Raw genomic sequence first — 17,438 nt, 5'->3', positions numbered from 1 at the left:
GCTCCGGCGCGTCTGCACCGCCCCGCGCTGCGCGGAGGGGCCGCCGCGCCGGCCCGACCCGTTCTCCGAGATCGTCCGGCCCGCGCCCGTCGAGGCGCAGGCGCAGGCCCGCGACGGCCTGCTGCCGGACCTCGCCCTCCCCTTCGCCCCGGCCGCGCGCGTCGTCGGGAATGCCGCCGCCTACCTGCGCAGCGGGGCCTCGTCGCTCGGCAGCTCGGTCGCGCTCCTGGTCGACCGCCTGAACTGAGGCGGCCCTGAATCCCGCGCGATGCTGCAGTGCGGCCGCCCGACCGGGGCCGCGATCCGACCCGCACTGCCGCCGCCATCGGATTTCCCGGGCGCGGCCTGGACCGCATCGCGTCGCCGACCTAGGTGCAGTGCATCGGACGGCTGCTGTCGCCGGCCGCGACGGATCCGCTTCATGGCCGCACGCATCGAGGATTACGCGCTCATCGGCGACGGCCGCACCGCCGCGCTGATCAGCCGGCAGGGCAGCGTCGACTGGCTGTGCTGGCCGCGCTTCGATGCCTCCGCCCTGTTCGCCTCCCTCCTCGGCACCGAGGAGCACGGATTTTGGCGCCTCGCGCCGCAGGCCGGGCATGTCGAGACCACCTGGGCCTACCGCGAAGGCAGCCTCGTGCTGGAGACCCACCACAAGACCCGCGAGGGCGAGGTCCGGGTCATCGACTACATGCCCGCCGGCGACGGATCGCACCTGATCCGCCTCGTCGAGGGGCTGCACGGACGCGTCGCGATGCGCATGGATCTCGCGATGCGCTTCGATTACGGCTCGGCCGTGCCGTGGGTGTCGCACAACGAGCTCGGCGACCTCCGGGCGATCTCGGGCCCGCACAAGGCGGTCCTGCGCACCAAGGCGCATCTCAGGGGCCATGGGCAGACCACGGTCTCGGAGTTCACGGTCCATGCCGGCGAGTCGGTCGCCTTCACCCTGAGCTACGGCGCCAGCCACGAGGACGACCCGCCCCCGATCGAGCCGCGCAAGGTGCTGGCCGCCACCGACCAGTTCTGGCGGGACTGGTCCGACCGCTGCGCGAAGGGCACGCCCTGGGACGCGATGCTGAAGCGCTCGCTCCTGACGCTGAAGGCGCTGATCTACATGCCGACCGGCGGCATCGTGGCCGCGCCCACGACCTCTCTGCCGGAGTCGCTCGGCGGCGTCCGCAACTGGGACTACCGGTTCTGCTGGCTGCGCGACTCGACCTTCACTCTGATGGCGCTGATGGATGGCGGCTTCCTCGAGGAGGCGCGGGCGTGGCGCGACTGGCTGCAGCGCGCGGTGGCCGGGAATCCGGAGCAGGCGCACATCCTCTACGGCATCGCCGGCGAGCGGCTGCTGCCCGAGATCGAGCTCGACTGGCTGCCCGGCTACGAGGGCTCGAAGCCTGTCCGGGTCGGCAACGCCGCGGTGTCGCAGTTCCAGCTCGACGTCTACGGCGAGCTGTTCGACGCGCTCTATCAGGCGCGGATGCGCGGCATGCCGACCGACAAGGACGGCTGGCGCGTGGGCCTGGCGATCATCGCGCATCTGGAGAAGGTCTGGAGCGAGCCGGACGAGGGCATCTGGGAGGTGCGCGGCGGCCGCAAGCACTTCGTCCATTCGAAGGTCATGGCCTGGGTCGCCTTCGACCGCGCGATCCGCAGCCACGCCGGCCAGCCCGGCGCCCCCGACGCACCGGTCGCGCGCTGGAAGGCGATCCGCGACCGGATCCACGCGGAGGTGTGCGAGAAGGGGTTCGACCCGGAGCTCAACAGCTTCGTGCAATATTACGGCTCGAAGCAGCTCGATGCGAGCCTGCTGCTGATCGCCCATATGGGCTTCCTGCCCCAGGACGACCCGCGCGTGGTCGGCACCGTCGAGGCGATCGGCCGGGACCTGATGCGCGACGGCTTCATCCTGCGCTACGACACGCAAGGGCAGACCACGGACGGGCTGCCCGGCAACGAGGGCGCGTTCCTGCCCTGCACATTCTGGTACGCCGACAACCTGATCGGCCTCGGCCGCCGCGCGGAAGCCCGCGCGCTGATCGAGCGTCTGATCGGCATCTGCAACGACCTCGGGCTCGTGTCCGAGGAGTACGACGGGAAGGCCCAGCGGCTGGTGGGCAACTTCCCCCAGGCGTTCACGCATGTTGCGCTCGTGAACACCATCCTCAATTACAGCCGGGCCGAAGGGCCTGCGAAGGAGCGGGGCGGCGCCGACGATTCGGATGCGCCCGCCGGCCGCGGGCCGGGCGCGCAAGTTTCGCGTGAGCACGATCCGCGCGCGGTCGCGAGCAGTCTCGCGCCGCAGTGACGACAACGGGAAAGACGACACCATGAGCGGAGCAGACACCGCGCCCAAGACGGCGCTTTCCGAGATCGACAAGCTCTCGATCGACACGATCCGCACGCTGGCGATCGATGCGGTGCAGAAGGCGAATTCGGGACACGCCGGCGCGCCGATGGCGCTGGCGCCGGTCGCCTACACCCTGTGGAACCGCTACCTGCGCTACGATCCGGCGCATCCGCACTGGCCGAACCGCGACCGCTTCGTGCTGTCCTGCGGACACGCCTCGATGCTGCTCTATTCGCTGCTGCACCTCGCCAACGTGGCCGAGACCGACGGCGGCAACGCGCCGGCCGTGACGCTCGACGACATCAAGTCCTTCCGCCAGCTCGACAGCCGCACCCCCGGCCACCCGGAATACCACTTCACCACCGGCGTCGAGACCACCACCGGGCCGCTCGGCCAGGGCGTGGCGAACTCCGTCGGCATGGCGATGGGCGGCCGCTACCTCGGCGAGCACCTGAACAAGCCCGACCTGCCGCTGTTCGACTACAACGTCTACGCGATCTGCTCGGACGGGGACCTGATGGAGGGCGTCGCCTCCGAGGCCGCCTCGATCGCCGGGCACCTGCGCCTGTCGAACCTGTGCTGGATCTACGACAACAACACCATCACCATCGAGGGCCACACCGAGCTGGCCTTCGGCGAGGAGGTCGCCACCCGGTTCCTTGCCTACGGCTGGCAGGTGCTGCGGGTCGCCGACGCCAACGACGTGTACGCGATCTCGGCCGCGATCGAGACCTTCCTGCAGTCGAGCGACCGGCCGACCATCATCGTCGTCAACTCGATCATCGGCTTCGGAGCGCCCAAGAAGCAGAACACCGCGAAGGCCCACTCGGACGCGCTCGGCGAGGACGAGGTCAAGGGCGCCAAGCGCGCCTACGGCTGGCCGGAGGACGCGCAGTTCCTGGTGCCCGACGGGGTGCAGCAGAACTTCGCCGACAACATCGGCAAGCGCGGGGCCGAGCTCTACGACCAGTGGCAGGGCTTCCTGACGGCGGCCAAGGACGCCGACGCCGAGCACGCGGAATCGCTCGACGCCTTCTTCGAGGGCCGCCTGCCCGAGGGCTGGGACCGGGACATCCCGGTCTTCGAGCCCGATGCCAAGGGGCTCGCGACCCGCGAATCCTCCGGCAAGGTGCTGAACGCCATCGCCCAGCACGTGCCGTTCATGCTCGGCGGCTCGGCCGACCTCGCGCCGTCGAACAAGTCGAACCTCACCTTCGAGGGGGCGGGCTCGCTCACCCCGTTCGAGCCGGGCGGCCGCAACATCCACTTCGGCGTGCGCGAGCACGCCATGGGCTCGATCGTGAACGGGCTCGGGCTCTCCGGCCTCCGGGCCTACGGCGCGACCTTCCTGGTCTTCGTCGACTACATGCGCCCGGCGGTGCGGCTCGCCTCGCTGATGGAGCTGCCGGTCTTCCACATCTTCACCCACGACTCGATCGGCGTGGGCGAGGACGGGCCGACTCACCAGCCGGTGGAGCAGCTCCTGAGCCTGCGCTGCATCCCCGGGCTCGTAACGCTGCGCCCGGCCGACGCCAACGAGGTGGCCGAAGCCTACCGCGTGATCTTCTCGCTGAAGGATCAGCCGGCGGTGCTGGCCCTCTCGCGCCAGCCGCTGCCGACGATCGACCGCACCAAGTTCGCCAGCGCGTCGGGCGTCGCCAAGGGCGGCTACGTGCTCGCGGGCGGCGACGCCACGCCAGAGGTGATCCTGATCGGCTCGGGCTCCGAGGTGCAGCTCTGCATGCAGGCCTACGAGAGCCTGGTCGCGGAGGGGGTGACGGCGCGCGTCGTCTCGATGCCGTCCTGGGACCTGTTCGAGCGCCAGGACGAGGCCTATCGCGAGAGCGTGCTGCCGCCGGCCGTGCTGGCCCGCGTCGCCGTGGAGCAGGGCTCGGCGATCGGCTGGGACCGCTACGCGGGCTCGGCCGGCACGATCATCGGCATGCACACCTTCGGCTCCTCGGCGCCGATCAAGGACCTGCAGGCCAAGTTCGGCTTCACCCCGGAGAAGGTGCTGCTGGCCGCCCGCGACCAGATCGCCAAGCACCGGGGCGCGCGCAAGCCCTAGCGGCCGCGACCCGGGTCTGCGTTCCGTGCCGGAGCCAAGACCCGGGTCGTGTGTTTGATCCCCAGAACATATCGACCAAGACATACCGACCAAGACAGACCCGCCGAGGCCGGCCGACCAGGCCCGGCCGACATCGACGACGTGAAGACCGACGATCTGCGAGGCATCGACATGAACGCGCTCAAGGCCCTGCACACCGAACAGGATCAGGCGGTCTGGCTCGACTTCGTCGCCCGCGGCTTCATCGCCAAGGGCGAGCTCAAGGCGCTGGTCGAGAACGACGGCCTGCGCGGCGTCACCTCCAACCCGTCGATCTTCGAGAAGGCCATCGGCCATTCCGACGAGTACGATGCCAGCCTCAAGGGCGTGATGGAGCAGGGCGACAGCCGCGTCATCGACCTCTACGAGGGCCTGGCCATCGCCGACATCCAGGCGGCGGCCGACGTGCTGCGCCCGGTCTACGAGGCGTCCGACGGCGCCGACGGCTACGTCAGCCTCGAGGTGTCGCCCTACCTCGCCCTGCAGACCGAGGAGACGCTGGAGGAGGCCCGCAGGCTCCACAAGGCGGTCGGCCGCGACAACCTGATGGTGAAGGTGCCGGCGACGCCGGAGGGCATCCCGGCGATCCGCCAGCTCACGGCGGAGGGCATCTCGATCAACGTCACCCTGCTGTTCTCGCAGGGCGAGTACGAGAAGGTCGCCCGCGCCTTCGTCGAAGGGCTCGCGGAGCGTGCCCGCAACGGCGGCGACGTCTCGCGGATCGCCAGCGTCGCGAGCTTCTTCATCAGCCGCATCGACGTGCTCGTCGACAAGCTGCTGGACGAGAAGATCGCGGCGGCCAACGACCCCGACCAGAAGGCTGCCCTGGAGCACCTCAAGGGCAAGGTCGCGATCGCCAACGCCAAGCTCGCCTACCAGCGCTACAAGGCGGTGTTCGGGGAGGCTGCGTGGACGGCGCTCGCCGAGAAGGGCGCCAAGGCGCAGCGGCTGCTCTGGGCCTCGACCGGCACCAAGAACAAGGCCTACCGCGACGTGCTCTACGTCGAGGAGCTGATCGGCCCGAACACCGTCAACACCATGCCGCCGGCGACCATGGACGCGTTCCGCGACCACGGCGAGGTCCGCAACGCGATCGAGGAGGACGTGGCCGGGGCGGAGGCCGTGATGGCGCGCCTTTCCGAGGCCGGCATCGACATCGACGCGGTGGCCCGGCAGCTGGTCGAGGAGGGCGTGCAGCTGTTCATCGACGCCGCCGACAAGCTGCTCGGCGCGGTCGCCGGCAAGCGCGTGGCGCTGCTCGGCCACCGGCTCGACGGCCAGAGCCTCAAGCTCGGCGACGCGCTCGCGACCGAGACCGGCAAGGCGGTCGAGGCCTGGCGCGCGAGCGGCGCGATCCGCCGGCTCTGGGCGCACGACACCACGGTCTGGTCGGGCGCCGACGAGGACAAGTGGCTCGGCTGGCTCCGCATCGTCGAGGACGAGCTGGAGCGCGCGGACGCCTACGCCGCGCTCTCGGCCTGGGTGCGGAGCCGGGCGTTCAGCGACGTCGTGGTGCTCGGCATGGGCGGGTCGAGCCTCGGCCCGGAAGTGCTCGGCCTGACCTACGGCAACCGCGACGGCTTCCCCAAGCTCTCGATCCTCGACTCGACCCATCCCGACGAGGTCCGTGCGCTCGAGGCCACCCTCGACCTGCCGCGCACGCTGTTCATCGTCGCCTCCAAATCCGGCTCGACGCTGGAGCCGAACGTCTTCCGCGACTACTTCCTGGCGCGGATGAAGGCGGTCGTCGGCGACCGGGCCGGCGAGCATTTCCTCGCGGTCACCGATCCCGGCTCGGCCATGGAGAAGGCGGCCGAGGCCGACGGCTTCCGGCAGATCTTCCACGGCGTGCCGCAGATCGGCGGGCGCTACTCGGTGCTCTCGGCCTTCGGGCTGGTGCCGGCGGCCTGCATCGGCATCGACGTGAAGGATTTCCTGGAGCGGGCGCGGATCATGGTGCGCTCCTGCGGCCCGGCCGTGCCGCCGACCGAGAACCCCGGGGTGCTCCTCGGCGCCGCGATGGGCACCGCGGGGCTGGCCGGCCGCGACAAGGTGACGATCGTCGCCTCGCCGGCGATCGCGAGCTTCGGCGGCTGGGCCGAGCAGCTCATCGCGGAATCGACGGGCAAGCAGGGCAAGGGCCTGATCCCGATCGACGGCGAGCCCGTCGACGTGCCGGCTGCCTACGGCCACGACCGCGTCTTCGTCTACCTGCGCCTCGACGGCCATGCCGACGAGCGCCAGGACGAGACCCTGCGCGGCCTGGAGCGCGACGGTCATCCGGTGGTGCGCATCACCCTCGACACGGTGGAGCAGCTGCCGCAGGAGTTCTTCCGCTTCGAGATGGCGACCGCGGTGGCCGGTGCCCTGCTCGGCATCAACCCGTTCGACCAGCCCGACGTCGAGGCGAGCAAGATCGAGACGAAGAAGCTGTTCGAGGCCGCCGAGGCGAGCGGCGCGCTGCCGCCCGAGACGCCGGTGTTCGAGGACGAGACCATCGCCCTTTACGCTGACCCGGCCAATGCCGGTGCGCTGCCGGCGGCGACGGACGGCCTCGAGGCCGGGCTCAAGGCGCAGGTCGCCCGGCTCAAGGCCGGCGACTACCTGGCGCTGCTCGCCTACGTGCCCCGCAACGCGGCGAACCACGCCACGCTGCAGCAGGCCCGCCTCGCGATCCGCGACGCGAAGCACGTGGCGACCTGCCTCGAGTTCGGGCCGCGCTTCCTGCACTCGACGGGGCAGGCCTACAAGGGCGGCCCCGACAGCGGCGTGTTCGTGCAGATCACCGCCGATCCGACCGAGGATCTCGCGATTCCGGGGCGCAAGCTCGGCTTCGGCACGGTGGTCGCGGCGCAGGCGCGCGGCGACCTGTCGGTGCTGTCCGAGCGCGGGCGCCGCGCCTTGCGGATCCACATCAAGGGCGGCGACGTCCCGGCGGGCCTCAAGCGGATCGCCGCGGCCCTGACCGCCGCCGCGGGCTGAGCGACCCGACGCACGATCGCGCCCGGCTCCGCCACGCGGGCGCCGCCGGGCATGAGGGGCCCGACCCCGATAGAGTCTCAAACGGAGTGCCAAACCAATGCAGCTCGGCATGATCGGCCTCGGCCGGATGGGTGGCAACATCGTCCGGCGCCTCCTCCGCGACGGGCACACCGCGGTGGTCTTCGACCAGAACCCGGAGGCGGTGAAGGCTTTGGTCGAGGCCGGCGCGGTCGGCGCCGACAGCCTGGAGGACTTCGTCGGCAAGCTCGACGTTCCGCGCGCCGCCTGGGTGATGCTGCCGGCCGGCGCCATCACGGAGGGAACCGTCAAGACCCTGTCCGGCCTGATGCAGGCCGACGACGTGATCATCGACGGCGGCAACTCGTTCTACGGCGACGACGTGCGCCGCGCCGGCGAGCTCAAGGGCAAGGGCATCCACTACGTCGACGTCGGCACCTCGGGCGGCGTCTGGGGGCTGGAGCGCGGCTACTGCATGATGATCGGCGGCGACACCGCCGCCGTCGGCAGGCTCGATCCGATCTTCGCGACGCTGGCGCCCGGCATCGGCGACATCCCGCGGACGCCGGGCCGCGAGGGGCGCGACCCCCGCGCCGAGCAGGGCTACATCCATGCCGGCCCGAGCGGGGCGGGCCACTTCGTCAAGATGATCCACAACGGCATCGAGTACGGGCTGATGCAGGCCTATGCCGAGGGCTTCGACATCCTCAAGCACGCCGACAGCGAGAACCTGCCGCTCGAGCGCCGGTTCGACCTCAACCTCGGCGACATCGCCGAGGTCTGGCGCCGCGGCAGCGTGGTCTCGTCCTGGCTCCTCGACCTGACGGCGAACGCGCTGGCGACCGACGAGAAGCTCGACGACTATTCCGGCTACGTCGAGGATTCCGGCGAGGGGCGCTGGACGATCAATGCGGCGATCGAGGAATCCGTCCCGGCCACCGTGCTCTCGAACGCCCTCTACCGCCGCTTCCGCTCGCGCGAGGACGCCTCCTACGCCGACAAGATGCTGTCGGCGATGCGCAAGGGCTTCGGCGGGCACCAGGAGCCCAAGAAGTCATGACGGCTGCGCTGCCGCCCGATGCCGTGGTCCTGCCCGATGCCGACGCCGTGGCCCACGAGGCGGCGGAGCGCCTGATCGCCGCCTGCGAGGCCTCCCGATCCGAGCGGATCGCGATCGCCCTGTCCGGCGGCTCGACGCCGAAGCGGCTCTATGCGCTGCTGGCCGGCCCGGACCATGTCGGCCGCGTGCCGTGGGACCGGGTCCACTGGTTCTTCGGCGACGACCGGGCGGTGCCGTGGGACCACGCCGACAGCAACGTCCGCATGGTCCGCGAGGCCTTCGGCCACGGCACGGCGGTGCCGGCGGCGCACCTGCACTTCATCCCAACCGACGCGGGGCCCGAGGCCGCGGCCGAGACCTACGCGCGCACGCTCCTGGAATTCTACGGCGCCGACCGGCTCGATCCGGCCCGCCCGCTGTTCGACTGCGTCCTGCTCGGGCTCGGCGAGGACGGACACACCGCCTCGCTGTTCCCGGGCAAGCCGGCCCTGTCCGAGACGGCCAGGCTCGTCGCCCCCGTGCCCGAGGCCGGGCTCGCGCCCTTCGTGCCCCGCGTGACGCTGACCTATCCGGCGCTCGCGTCCTCTGCCCTGGTCCTGTTCCTGGTGAGCGGCGAGAGCAAGCGCGCGGCGCTCCGGCGGCTCGCCGCGGGCGAGGATCTCCCGGCCGGGCGGGTGACGAGCCAGGGCCGGATCGCCTGGCTGCTCGATGCGGCCGCGGCCGCGTGACGGGACCGCCCCCGCGGGCCGCCGGCCCCTGACCGGCGGCCCGCGGGGATCGGCTCAGCGATGCCGGCGGTGACGGCGCATCATCGGCCTGCGTGCCGTCATGCTGCCCATGCGCGCGGTCCGATGCTGGCCGGCGAAGGTGCTGTTGCCGGTCGCCGCCGCGTTGCGGTCGAGGCCGTCGCCGGCGGCGGCGTGGCCCGGCAGGCTCGATCCTGCCAGGAGGCCGAGGGCCAGCGTCGCGCCGAGGAGGAGGGTCTTCATGTCGGGATGGCTTTCTCGAGGATGCGATCGTCGTGCCCGAACGGGCTTCGGACAGGCGGGTATCCATCCGCTCAAGGCATCGTGACCGACGGCACCGGGGGAGATCCGAGGCGGGCGCCTCGCCCACGAAGTCCCGCGGCGGCGATGCACCTGCGGCCATGGCGTCGGGGGGCGGTGCTCTGCTAGGTCAGGCGTCTTCGGGACGGGCGAGAGGGACGCTATGATCGACGGGGTGCGGATTCTGGTCCTGGCGGCGCTCGCCGGCGTCGCCGTCGCGGGGCCGGCCACGGCGCAGGGCGCCAAGCCCGCCTTCGTGTTCACCGGCATCCCCGACCAGGACGAGAGCCGGCTGGTCGAGCGCTTCGGCAAGGTTGCGGCCTACCTCGAAGGCAAGCTCGGCGTGCCGGTGACTTACATCCCGGTGAAGAACTATCCGGCGGCCGTCACCGCCTTCACCAACGGGCAGGTGCAACTCGCCTGGTTCGGCGGCTTCACCGGCGTGCAGGCCCGCAAGGCCGTGCCGGGCTCGCAGGCGATCGCGCAAGGGGCCGAGGATGCCGCCTTCAAGACCTACCTCATCGCCAACGCGAAGACCGGCCTTGCGAAGGCGGCCGACTTCCCGAAAGACATCGCCGGCAAGAGCTTCACCTTCGGCTCGCGCGCCTCGACCTCGGGGCGGCTGATGCCGGAATACTTCATCCGGCAGGCCTTTCCCGGCAAGACCCCCGAGCAGGTCTTCCCGACGGTGGGCTTCTCGGGCGATCACAGCCGGACGATCCAGCTCGTCCAGTCGGGGGCCTTCGCCGTCGGCGCGGTCGACTACTCGGTCTGGGATCTCGACACCAAGGCCGGCAAGGTCGACCCCAAGGCGGTCTCGGTGATCTGGGAGAGCCCGACCTTCCCCGACTACCAGTGGACGGTCCGCGGCGACGTCGACGCGATCTACGGCGAAGGCTTCACCGCGCGGCTGAAGGCGGCGCTCGTCGGCATCACCGATCCGGCGATCCTCGCGCCGTTCGGCCGCTCGAAGTTCATCCCCGTCGACAACGCGGCCTATGCGCCGCTGATCGCGGTGGGCCGGTCGACCGGCCTGCTCGACTGACCCGACGATGGCCGAACCTGCGATCCGGCTGACGAACGCGAGCGCCGCCTACGACGGGCGCGCGGTGCTCTCCGGCATCGACCTGACGGTCCGCGCGGGCGAGCGGGTCGCGCTGATGGGGCGTTCCGGCGCCGGCAAGTCGACGCTGATCGGCCTGATCCAGGCGCAGGCCCCGGAGCGGGTCGCCCTGGTGCCGCAGGCGGCCGCGCTCGTGCGGACGCTGTCGGTGTTCCACAACGTCTACATGGGCCGGCTCGACCGCCGCTCGACCCTGCACAACCTGCGCACCCTGGCCTTCCCCGCCGCCGCCGACCTCGCCGAGATCCGCGCGGTGCTGGCCCGCGTCGAGCTGGCGGAGAAGATCCGCGACAAGGCCGGCGCGCTGTCGGGCGGGCAGCAGCAGCGGGTCTCGGTCGCCCGCGCGCTCTACAACGGCCGGCCCATCCTGGTCGGCGACGAGCCGGTCTCGGCGCTGGACCGGATGCAGGGCGCCGCGGTGCTCGCCGAGATGGCCCGCAGCCACGAGACCCTGGTGGTGGCCCTCCACGACGTCGCGCTGGCGCTCGCCCACACCGACCGGATCGTGGTGCTGGATGCCGGCCGCATCGTCCTGGACGCGCCGGCCCGCACCCTCGACGCCGCCGCGCTGAGCCCCTTCTACCAGGCGGCGGCGTGATCGGGCGGCAGCGCTCCACCCCGGGCTACGCCGCCGTCAGCCGCTGGTTCGCGGCGGCGGCGCTCGCCGCGCTGTTTCTCGCCGACCTGCACGTCACCAGCTTGAACCCCTGGGCCGATCTCCAGCGCCTGCTGGCCGGGCTGATCCGGCCGGACCTGCTCTCGGTGGAGGGCTGGAGCGTCGTCTACACCGTCGCCTTCGCGGTGCTCGGCGTGACGTGTGGGGCCGGCACCGGGTTCCTGCTGGCGATTCCCTTCGCGCGGTTCCGCAGCATCCGCCTCCTCTGCGCCGGGCTCCGCGCCGTGCACGAGCTGTTCTGGGCGCTGCTGCTGATGCAGGTGTTCGGGCTCTCGGCCACCACCGGCATCCTCGCCATCGCCCTGCCCTACGCGGGCATCTGCGCGAAGGTCTATTCGGAGATCATCGAGGAGGCCGACCTCTCGGCCCTGCGGGTGCTGCCCGAGGGCACGGGCAGCGTCTCCGCCTTCCTCTACGCCCGCCTGCCGGAGGTCGCCGGGTCCTTCCGGCACTACACGCTCTACCGCTTCGAATGCGCCATGCGCTCGACCCTGGTGCTCGGCTTCATCGGCCTGCCGACCATGGGGTTCTATCTCGAATCCGCCTTCCGGCAGGGGCGCTACGCCGAGGCCGGCGCGCTGCTCCTGGTGTTCTACGCGCTGATCGGCTCGCGCCGGCTCTGGGTGCGGGTGGGGTCCGTGCCGGTGCTGATCGCGGCGAGCGCGCTGGCGCTGCCGGCCACGATCGGCACCACGAACGTCGGCGCCAGCCTCCTCCGCTTCCTCACCCACGACGTCGTCCCCGCGCCCCTGCGCGGCGCCAGCCTTCTCGATCCCGAAACCCTGCCCCGCCTCTGGGCCTGGTTCGTGCCGATCCTCACCGGGCAGATCCTCCCCGGCGCGGTGCAGACGCTGGTGCTGGCGCAGATCGCCCTCGTCGCCACCGCCCTCGGCGCGCTCGTGCTGTTCCCGCTGGTGTCGCGCCGGTTCTCCGGCCGGTTCGGGTCGCCCGCGGGGCGCGTGCTCCTCGTGGTGCTGCGCTCGACGCCGGAATACATGCTCGCCTACGTGCTGCTGCAGATACTCGGCCCCTCGATGCTGCCGGCGATCCTCGCGCTGTCGATCCACAACGCCGGCATCATCGGCTATCTGATGGGCCGCCACGCCGACGCGCTGCCCTACCGGGCGGACGCGCCGCGCGGCCTGAACCTCTACGCCTACGAGACCGTGCCGCGGCTCTACGGGCAGTTCCTCGCCTACCTGCTCTACCGCTGGGAGCTGATCCTGCGCGAGAGCGCGATCTTCGGCATCCTCGGCGTCGCGACGCTCGGCTACTACGTCGACGCCGCGATCTCGGAATTGCGCCTCGACGTCGCCGTGGTGCTGATCGCCGCCACCGCCGCGATGACGGTCGCGGTCGACGCCGCGTCGCGGGCGCTGCGGACGGCGTTGCGCATCAACACCCTGCCGACGCGGCTCGCCGACCCGGTGACGGGCCCCCCGCCGGCGCCCGCCCGGGCCTGAGATCGGATGCCAACCATGCTCAACTGCGCGATCCTCGACGACTACCAGGGCGTCGCCACCACGCTGGCGGACTGGTCTCCCGTCCGGGACCGGGTCGCGCTGCGGACCTTCCGCGCGGGCTTCGCGACGCAGGACGCGCTGGTCGAGGCCATCGCCGAGTGCGAGATCGTGGTGATGATGCGCGAGCGCACGCCGTTCCCGGCCGCCCTGCTCGCGCGCCTGCCGAAGCTGAAGCTCCTGGTCACGTCCGGCATGCGCAACGCGAGCATCGACCTCGCGGCGGCCAAGGCACGCGGCATCACCGTCTGCGGCACGGCGAGCGGTGCCGAGCCGCCGGTGGAGCTGACCTGGGCGCTGATCCTGGGCCTCGCCCGCCGCGTCGTGCCGGAGGCGAACGCGCTCCGGGCCGGCGGCTGGCAGACGAGCGTGGGCGCGGATCTCGCCGGCCGCCGCCTCGGCATCCTGGGGCTCGGCAAGATCGGGACCCGCGTCGCCCGCATCGGCCAGGCCTTCGGCATGGCGGTCTCGGCCTGGAGCCCGAACCTCACGGCGGAGCGGGCGGTGGAGGCCGGCGTCGCGCTTGCGCCGTCCAAGGCGGACCTGCTGGCCGGGAGCGACGTAGTCTCGATCCACCTGGTGCTGGGCGAGCGCACCCGCGGGCTCGTCGACGCCGCGGCGCTGGCGCTGATGCAACCCCACGCCCTGCTGATCAACACCGCGCGGGCGGGCCTCGTCGACGGGCCGGCGCTGCAGGCCGCGCTCCGGGACGGGCGGATCGGCGGAGCCGGCCTCGACGTGTTCGAGACCGAGCCGCTGCCGGCGGACTCGCCCTGGCGCACCCTGCCGAACCTGCTGGCCCTGCCCCATCTCGGCTACGTCAGCGAGGCCAACTACCGCACCTACTTCACCGAGGCGGTGGCCGACATCCAAGGGTTTCTGGATGGCGCGCCGGTGCGGGTGATCGGGTAGGCCTCCGCGTCCCGCCCGGATCGATGAAGCGCACCACCCTCCAGCCAGGGCCCGTCAGTCCGAGGCTGCGAAGCAGCGCCCGCACCCGAAGGCGTGCAATCCAGAACCACGGGTCGTGATCCAGCGCGTGCGGTCGGCGGCTCTGGGTTCCGGGCTCGCCTGCAGCGCCCCGGAATGACGGGGAGAGGGCGTCCTGACCGAAGATTCACCGTCATCAATCTGGCACCTGCCGACTAGTACGACCCCTCACATGGGCTAAAGCGCAAGGGCATTTAAAGAATTACGAAAAATACAATGAAGTAGGCGAATGAAGATCGATCTAAATAATTATCGGTAAGTATCAATCCGACTTTTTCGATATTAGTTCGTGAATAAATTTATCAAATATCGAATTTATTTCATCCTCGGCGGCTGAAGTGCCTTGTTCTAATGTTGTGGGATCGTCTTTAAAAGCGTCGGCCTCGTCTTGATTTTTGTCTTTTTCCTCATCTTCTCGATAGCTAGCTGCCCAAGCTTTTTTGAGATCATCATAGCATCGCGGCAACGTATTATTATCTATTACCTCAGTATGCATAGAAATTATGGGAATTTCGACTTTGTTTTGCTCCATAAAACTATACAAATAATTCCTTAGCCCAACATGTTCTGCGAAACCAGCCCCAGAAACCGTTCGTTCAAGTGCTTCAAGCTCTCGGCGCTTAACTGATCTCTCTGTTTGAGCGGTTATTATTGGGTATGGTACTCCGCCAATAACGCCCTTCAATGCCTCTCTTCCACGGAATGTAAACTGACAATCTATTAGATTTCTCTGTCTTAATAGCGTAAGAAGCCACGCTAAATCAATAGACAGCGCCAGTTCATTAGTTTGAGCAAATTTAGAAATTCTGAATCCCGTGTCTATTTGCTTTCCTAGAAAATCATAATTACCCGGTCTTACATCAGCCTGTAGTTCATCTTCCTCGTAAAGCCGCCCGCCAACTTCATTAATAGAAGCTTCTTGAGGCGCCCTGCTCGCGGATACTATGGTAACATTAGGGGCTGGGAAGGATGCGATCCAAGCGCGCCCCTTAACGTCAAGTTCATTCTCAAGAGTGTTTATTGACTCGCCATAAGTTGCCAGTGCTTTGATAAAAGCTCGAACGCAGCACGCTAAATGCTCAAGGCACGTAACTCTAACGCAAAATATAATTTCGTCTCCAACGGTCTTCCAGACCTGCGGGGCATAGTTTTTATAATTGTCTGAGCCGTCTAAAACGCCTAGAAATTCTACAAAATGGCCAGACAATATCTGGGGGAAGAGACGATAGAAATTCTTCGTCCTATTTAGCCACGTTGGGTAAGGTTCAGCGTCTTCTCTTTTATCGCCATGCTTAGCCTTAAAGGCAGTCGATCCAACTAGATCGACAGACATAAAAAGCCTAACTCGGTAAGCAGGACAATCTTTGCTCAAAATTAAAGTCCGAGTGATTGAGCGCGTATTCCTGCAGCCTTCGAACTCACCCCGAATTCTACGGCGGTGACTTCGACTGAATTAAGATTAGATCGATAGGATTTTATAAAATCCTGAGATGGCATCAAGAAGGCTGCGGCAAACCAGTTCGCCTCCCACTCTGCGCGACGCAAATCCTGGTTCTCTTCATCTACCCATCTTGTAGCCACCATGACAGCGCCTCTGTTTGACGCAGTAGCAAGTGGATAATGAAGGAACAGATGACCTAGCTCATGCGCAATCGTAAATCTGTCTCTTACTACAGAAGTTATGCTAGGAAGAAATATTGTAAAATCGTTTAGGGCGCGTACTATTATTTACTCGGGCAGTTTTTCAGATGACAAATCTGCCGTCTTATATTCCACGCGCCCACCTAGGCGAACGACAAGCGGCTCAATAGCATCGCTGTGCTTAAATTTTAAATGCGCAGCCACATTCTCAGCGAAAGCGTGAACTTTCGTCTTTAGCATCCGAGTAGGAACTGGCACCACAGATGTCACTTTGTTACCCGCTAAAGCACGGACGAGAATGACCCTTCATCTCGTTATAGGAACATAGAGAGAACGTATGACTTTTCCACAGACTCTGTAATCTCTATAGCACAAAGTCGCAGCGCGCTCCCGCTGATGTGCGATATCGCACATATCCACAGCGCTATTGGTAAAGTGCTTTCAATCCGTATCAAAGCTGTTGGGTTAGGTTGCTACGTAATACCGAGGTGCCTTCGTGAGCCGTCCGGTTTCATGCGACGGACTTGTCGGTGCCGTGCAACCCGTCGCTCACCCCTTCACCAGCGGGCAGCCCCCCTCGTTCAGCGGGCGGAAGACGTCCTGGCCGGGGTTGACCGCCAGGACGTTGTAGAGGTCCCACTCGCCCTTGGATTGAGCCGGCGTCTTCACCTCGAACAGGTACATGTCGTGGATCTTGCGCCCGTCGGCGCGGATCGTGCCCTTGCCGAAGAGCGGGTCGTCGGTCGGCATGTCCTTCATCTTGGCGACGACGGCGGCGCCGTCCTTCGCCGAATGGAGCGCCGCCACCGCCTTCAAGTAGTGCAGGAAGCCGCCGTAGACGCCGGCCTGGTAGGCGGTGGGCTTGCGGCCGCCGTCGCGCTTCGCGAAGCGCTCGGAGAAGGCGCGGGTCCGGTCGTTCAGGTCCCAGTAGAACGCCTCAGTGAGCGTCAGCCCCTGGGCGATCGTGGTCCCGAGGGCGTGGATGTCGGTCGAGGAGATCAGCAGCGCGGCCAGCGCCTGCCCGCTCTCGCGGATGCCGAACTCGTGCGCCTGCTTGATCGCGTTGGCGGCATCGCCCCCGGCATTGGCGAGCCCGATCACCTTGGCCCCCGACCCCTGCGCCTGGATCAGGAACGAGGAGAAGTCGGCGGTCGGGAACGGCGTCTTGACGGTGCCGAGCACCGTGCCGCCGTTCTTGAGCACCACCGCGCGGGTGTCGCGCTCCAGCGCGAGGCCGAAGGCGTAGTCGGCGGCGAGGAAGAACCAGGTGTCGCCGCCGCGCTTCAGCATCGCCTTGCCGTTGCTGGTCGCGAGCGCCACCGTGTCGTAGGTCCAGTGCACGGTGTTGGGGGTGCATTGCGCGCCGGTGAGGTCCGGCGTGCCGCCGCCGGAATTCACGAAGACCTTGTTCTTCTCGCGGGTGATCGCGTTGACGGCCAGCGCCACCGAGGAGGTCGGCACGTCGAACACCGCGTCGACCCCGTCGCGGTCGTACCATTGCCGGGTCAGCGCGGCGCCGATGTCGGGCTTGTTCTGGTGGTCGGCGGAGACGATCTCGACGGTCAGCCCGTGCTCGGCCGGCTTGAAGTCCTCGAGCGCCAGGCGCGCGGCGATCACCGCGCCCTCGCCGGTGGAGTCGGAATAGACCCCCGAGCGGTCGTTGAGCACGCCGATCTTGACGGGCGCGAGGTCCGTCGGGGCGGTCTTCTCCTGTGCGAGCGCCGCGTGCGCGCCGACGAGGCAGGCGGCCGCGGTGACGAGGTGGCGGATCATGGCGTCTCTCCCGAGGGACGCCGCCGGCAGCGTTCATCGCCGCTCGGCCTTCGCGTCCGGACGCCATTGAGCGCGAAAGGCGCCTGCCTGTCAGCCGTCCGTCGTGCCGGATCGCGCCGGCTGTAACCGGGGTGCGCGCGGGCCGG

General features: G+C 68.4%; 13 protein-coding genes and 1 pseudogene. 10 read left to right on the top strand and 4 right to left on the bottom strand.

The features are described 5' to 3' along the window. From FV230_RS29415 to pgl, 6 genes and pseudogenes are all read left to right on the top strand, one after another. A pseudogene (locus FV230_RS29415) lies at positions 1-247 on the top strand (hypothetical protein); the annotation flags it as partial. A gap of 174 nt (positions 248-421) precedes the next feature. Beyond that, positions 422-2,314: a glycoside hydrolase family 15 protein gene (locus FV230_RS06595; protein WP_147841742.1), complete on the top strand. Its 1,893-nt coding sequence runs from the start codon at positions 422-424 to the stop codon at positions 2,312-2,314. Positions 2,315-2,336: 22 nt separating this feature from the next. Continuing rightward, positions 2,337-4,424 carry a transketolase gene (gene tkt / locus FV230_RS06590; RefSeq protein ID WP_147841741.1) on the top strand — a complete coding sequence of 696 codons (2,088 nt, stop codon included), beginning with the start codon at positions 2,337-2,339 and terminating at the stop codon, positions 4,422-4,424. A 171-nt stretch (positions 4,425-4,595) separates the two neighbouring features. Beyond that, a complete protein-coding gene (locus FV230_RS06585) occupies positions 4,596-7,445 on the top strand; it encodes a bifunctional transaldolase/phosoglucose isomerase (RefSeq protein WP_147841745.1) in 2,850 nt (949 codons plus the stop codon). Between the two features lie 97 nt (positions 7,446-7,542). Further along, complete coding sequence (gnd, locus tag FV230_RS06580) at positions 7,543-8,523, top strand: phosphogluconate dehydrogenase (NAD(+)-dependent, decarboxylating) (RefSeq protein ID WP_147841740.1); 981 nt, start codon at positions 7,543-7,545, stop codon at positions 8,521-8,523. Beyond that, positions 8,520-9,251: a 6-phosphogluconolactonase gene (pgl, locus tag FV230_RS06575; RefSeq protein WP_147841739.1), complete on the top strand. Its 732-nt coding sequence runs from the start codon at positions 8,520-8,522 to the stop codon at positions 9,249-9,251. Before gnd ends, pgl begins: the two co-directional genes overlap by 4 nt. Positions 9,252-9,305: 54 nt before the next feature. Here pgl and FV230_RS06570 read toward each other — a convergent pair whose 3' ends face one another. Beyond that, positions 9,306-9,512: a hypothetical protein gene (locus FV230_RS06570; protein ID WP_147841738.1), complete on the bottom strand. Its 207-nt coding sequence runs from the start codon at positions 9,510-9,512 to the stop codon at positions 9,306-9,308. A gap of 232 nt (positions 9,513-9,744) precedes the next feature. Between FV230_RS06570 and FV230_RS06565 the strand changes: the two genes are divergently transcribed. From FV230_RS06565 to FV230_RS06550, 4 genes are read left to right on the top strand one after another with little or no spacing between them, the layout of a single operon-like run. Next, positions 9,745-10,614 carry a putative selenate ABC transporter substrate-binding protein gene (locus tag FV230_RS06565; protein WP_246694764.1) on the top strand — a complete coding sequence of 290 codons (870 nt, stop codon included), beginning with the start codon at positions 9,745-9,747 and terminating at the stop codon, positions 10,612-10,614. Between the two features lie 7 nt (positions 10,615-10,621). Then, positions 10,622-11,290: an ATP-binding cassette domain-containing protein gene (locus FV230_RS06560; protein WP_147841736.1), complete on the top strand. Its 669-nt coding sequence runs from the start codon at positions 10,622-10,624 to the stop codon at positions 11,288-11,290. After that, complete coding sequence (locus FV230_RS06555; RefSeq protein WP_147841735.1) at positions 11,287-12,831, top strand: ABC transporter permease; 1,545 nt, start codon at positions 11,287-11,289, stop codon at positions 12,829-12,831. Before FV230_RS06560 ends, FV230_RS06555 begins: the two co-directional genes overlap by 4 nt. Before the next feature lie 15 nt (positions 12,832-12,846). Further along, positions 12,847-13,800, top strand: coding sequence for a D-2-hydroxyacid dehydrogenase family protein (locus FV230_RS06550; protein WP_210248614.1), 954 nt, complete (start codon positions 12,847-12,849; stop codon positions 13,798-13,800). A 340-nt stretch (positions 13,801-14,140) separates the two neighbouring features. Here the strand turns inward: FV230_RS06550 and FV230_RS06545 are convergent, their stop codons facing one another. The 3 genes from FV230_RS06545 to FV230_RS06535 form a co-directional block, all read right to left on the bottom strand. After that, positions 14,141-15,211 (bottom strand): hypothetical protein, encoded by a 1,071-nt coding sequence (locus tag FV230_RS06545; RefSeq protein ID WP_147841733.1) that lies wholly within the window; start codon positions 15,209-15,211, stop codon positions 14,141-14,143. A 41-nt stretch (positions 15,212-15,252) separates the two neighbouring features. Further along, positions 15,253-15,576 (bottom strand): ImmA/IrrE family metallo-endopeptidase, encoded by a 324-nt coding sequence (locus tag FV230_RS06540; RefSeq protein ID WP_281408259.1) that lies wholly within the window; start codon positions 15,574-15,576, stop codon positions 15,253-15,255. Positions 15,577-16,068: 492 nt separating this feature from the next. Next, positions 16,069-17,292, bottom strand: a complete 1,224-nt coding sequence (locus FV230_RS06535) for an ABC transporter substrate-binding protein (protein ID WP_147841732.1) — start codon at positions 17,290-17,292, stop codon at positions 16,069-16,071. Between the last annotated feature and the right edge of the window lie 146 nt (positions 17,293-17,438).

It is taken from the genome of Methylobacterium sp. WL6 (assembly GCF_008040095.1).
Taxonomy (GTDB): domain Bacteria; phylum Pseudomonadota; class Alphaproteobacteria; order Rhizobiales; family Beijerinckiaceae; genus Methylobacterium.
Note: the sequence above shows the minus strand (reverse complement) of the source record. Positions and strands in the feature narration are given on the sequence as shown.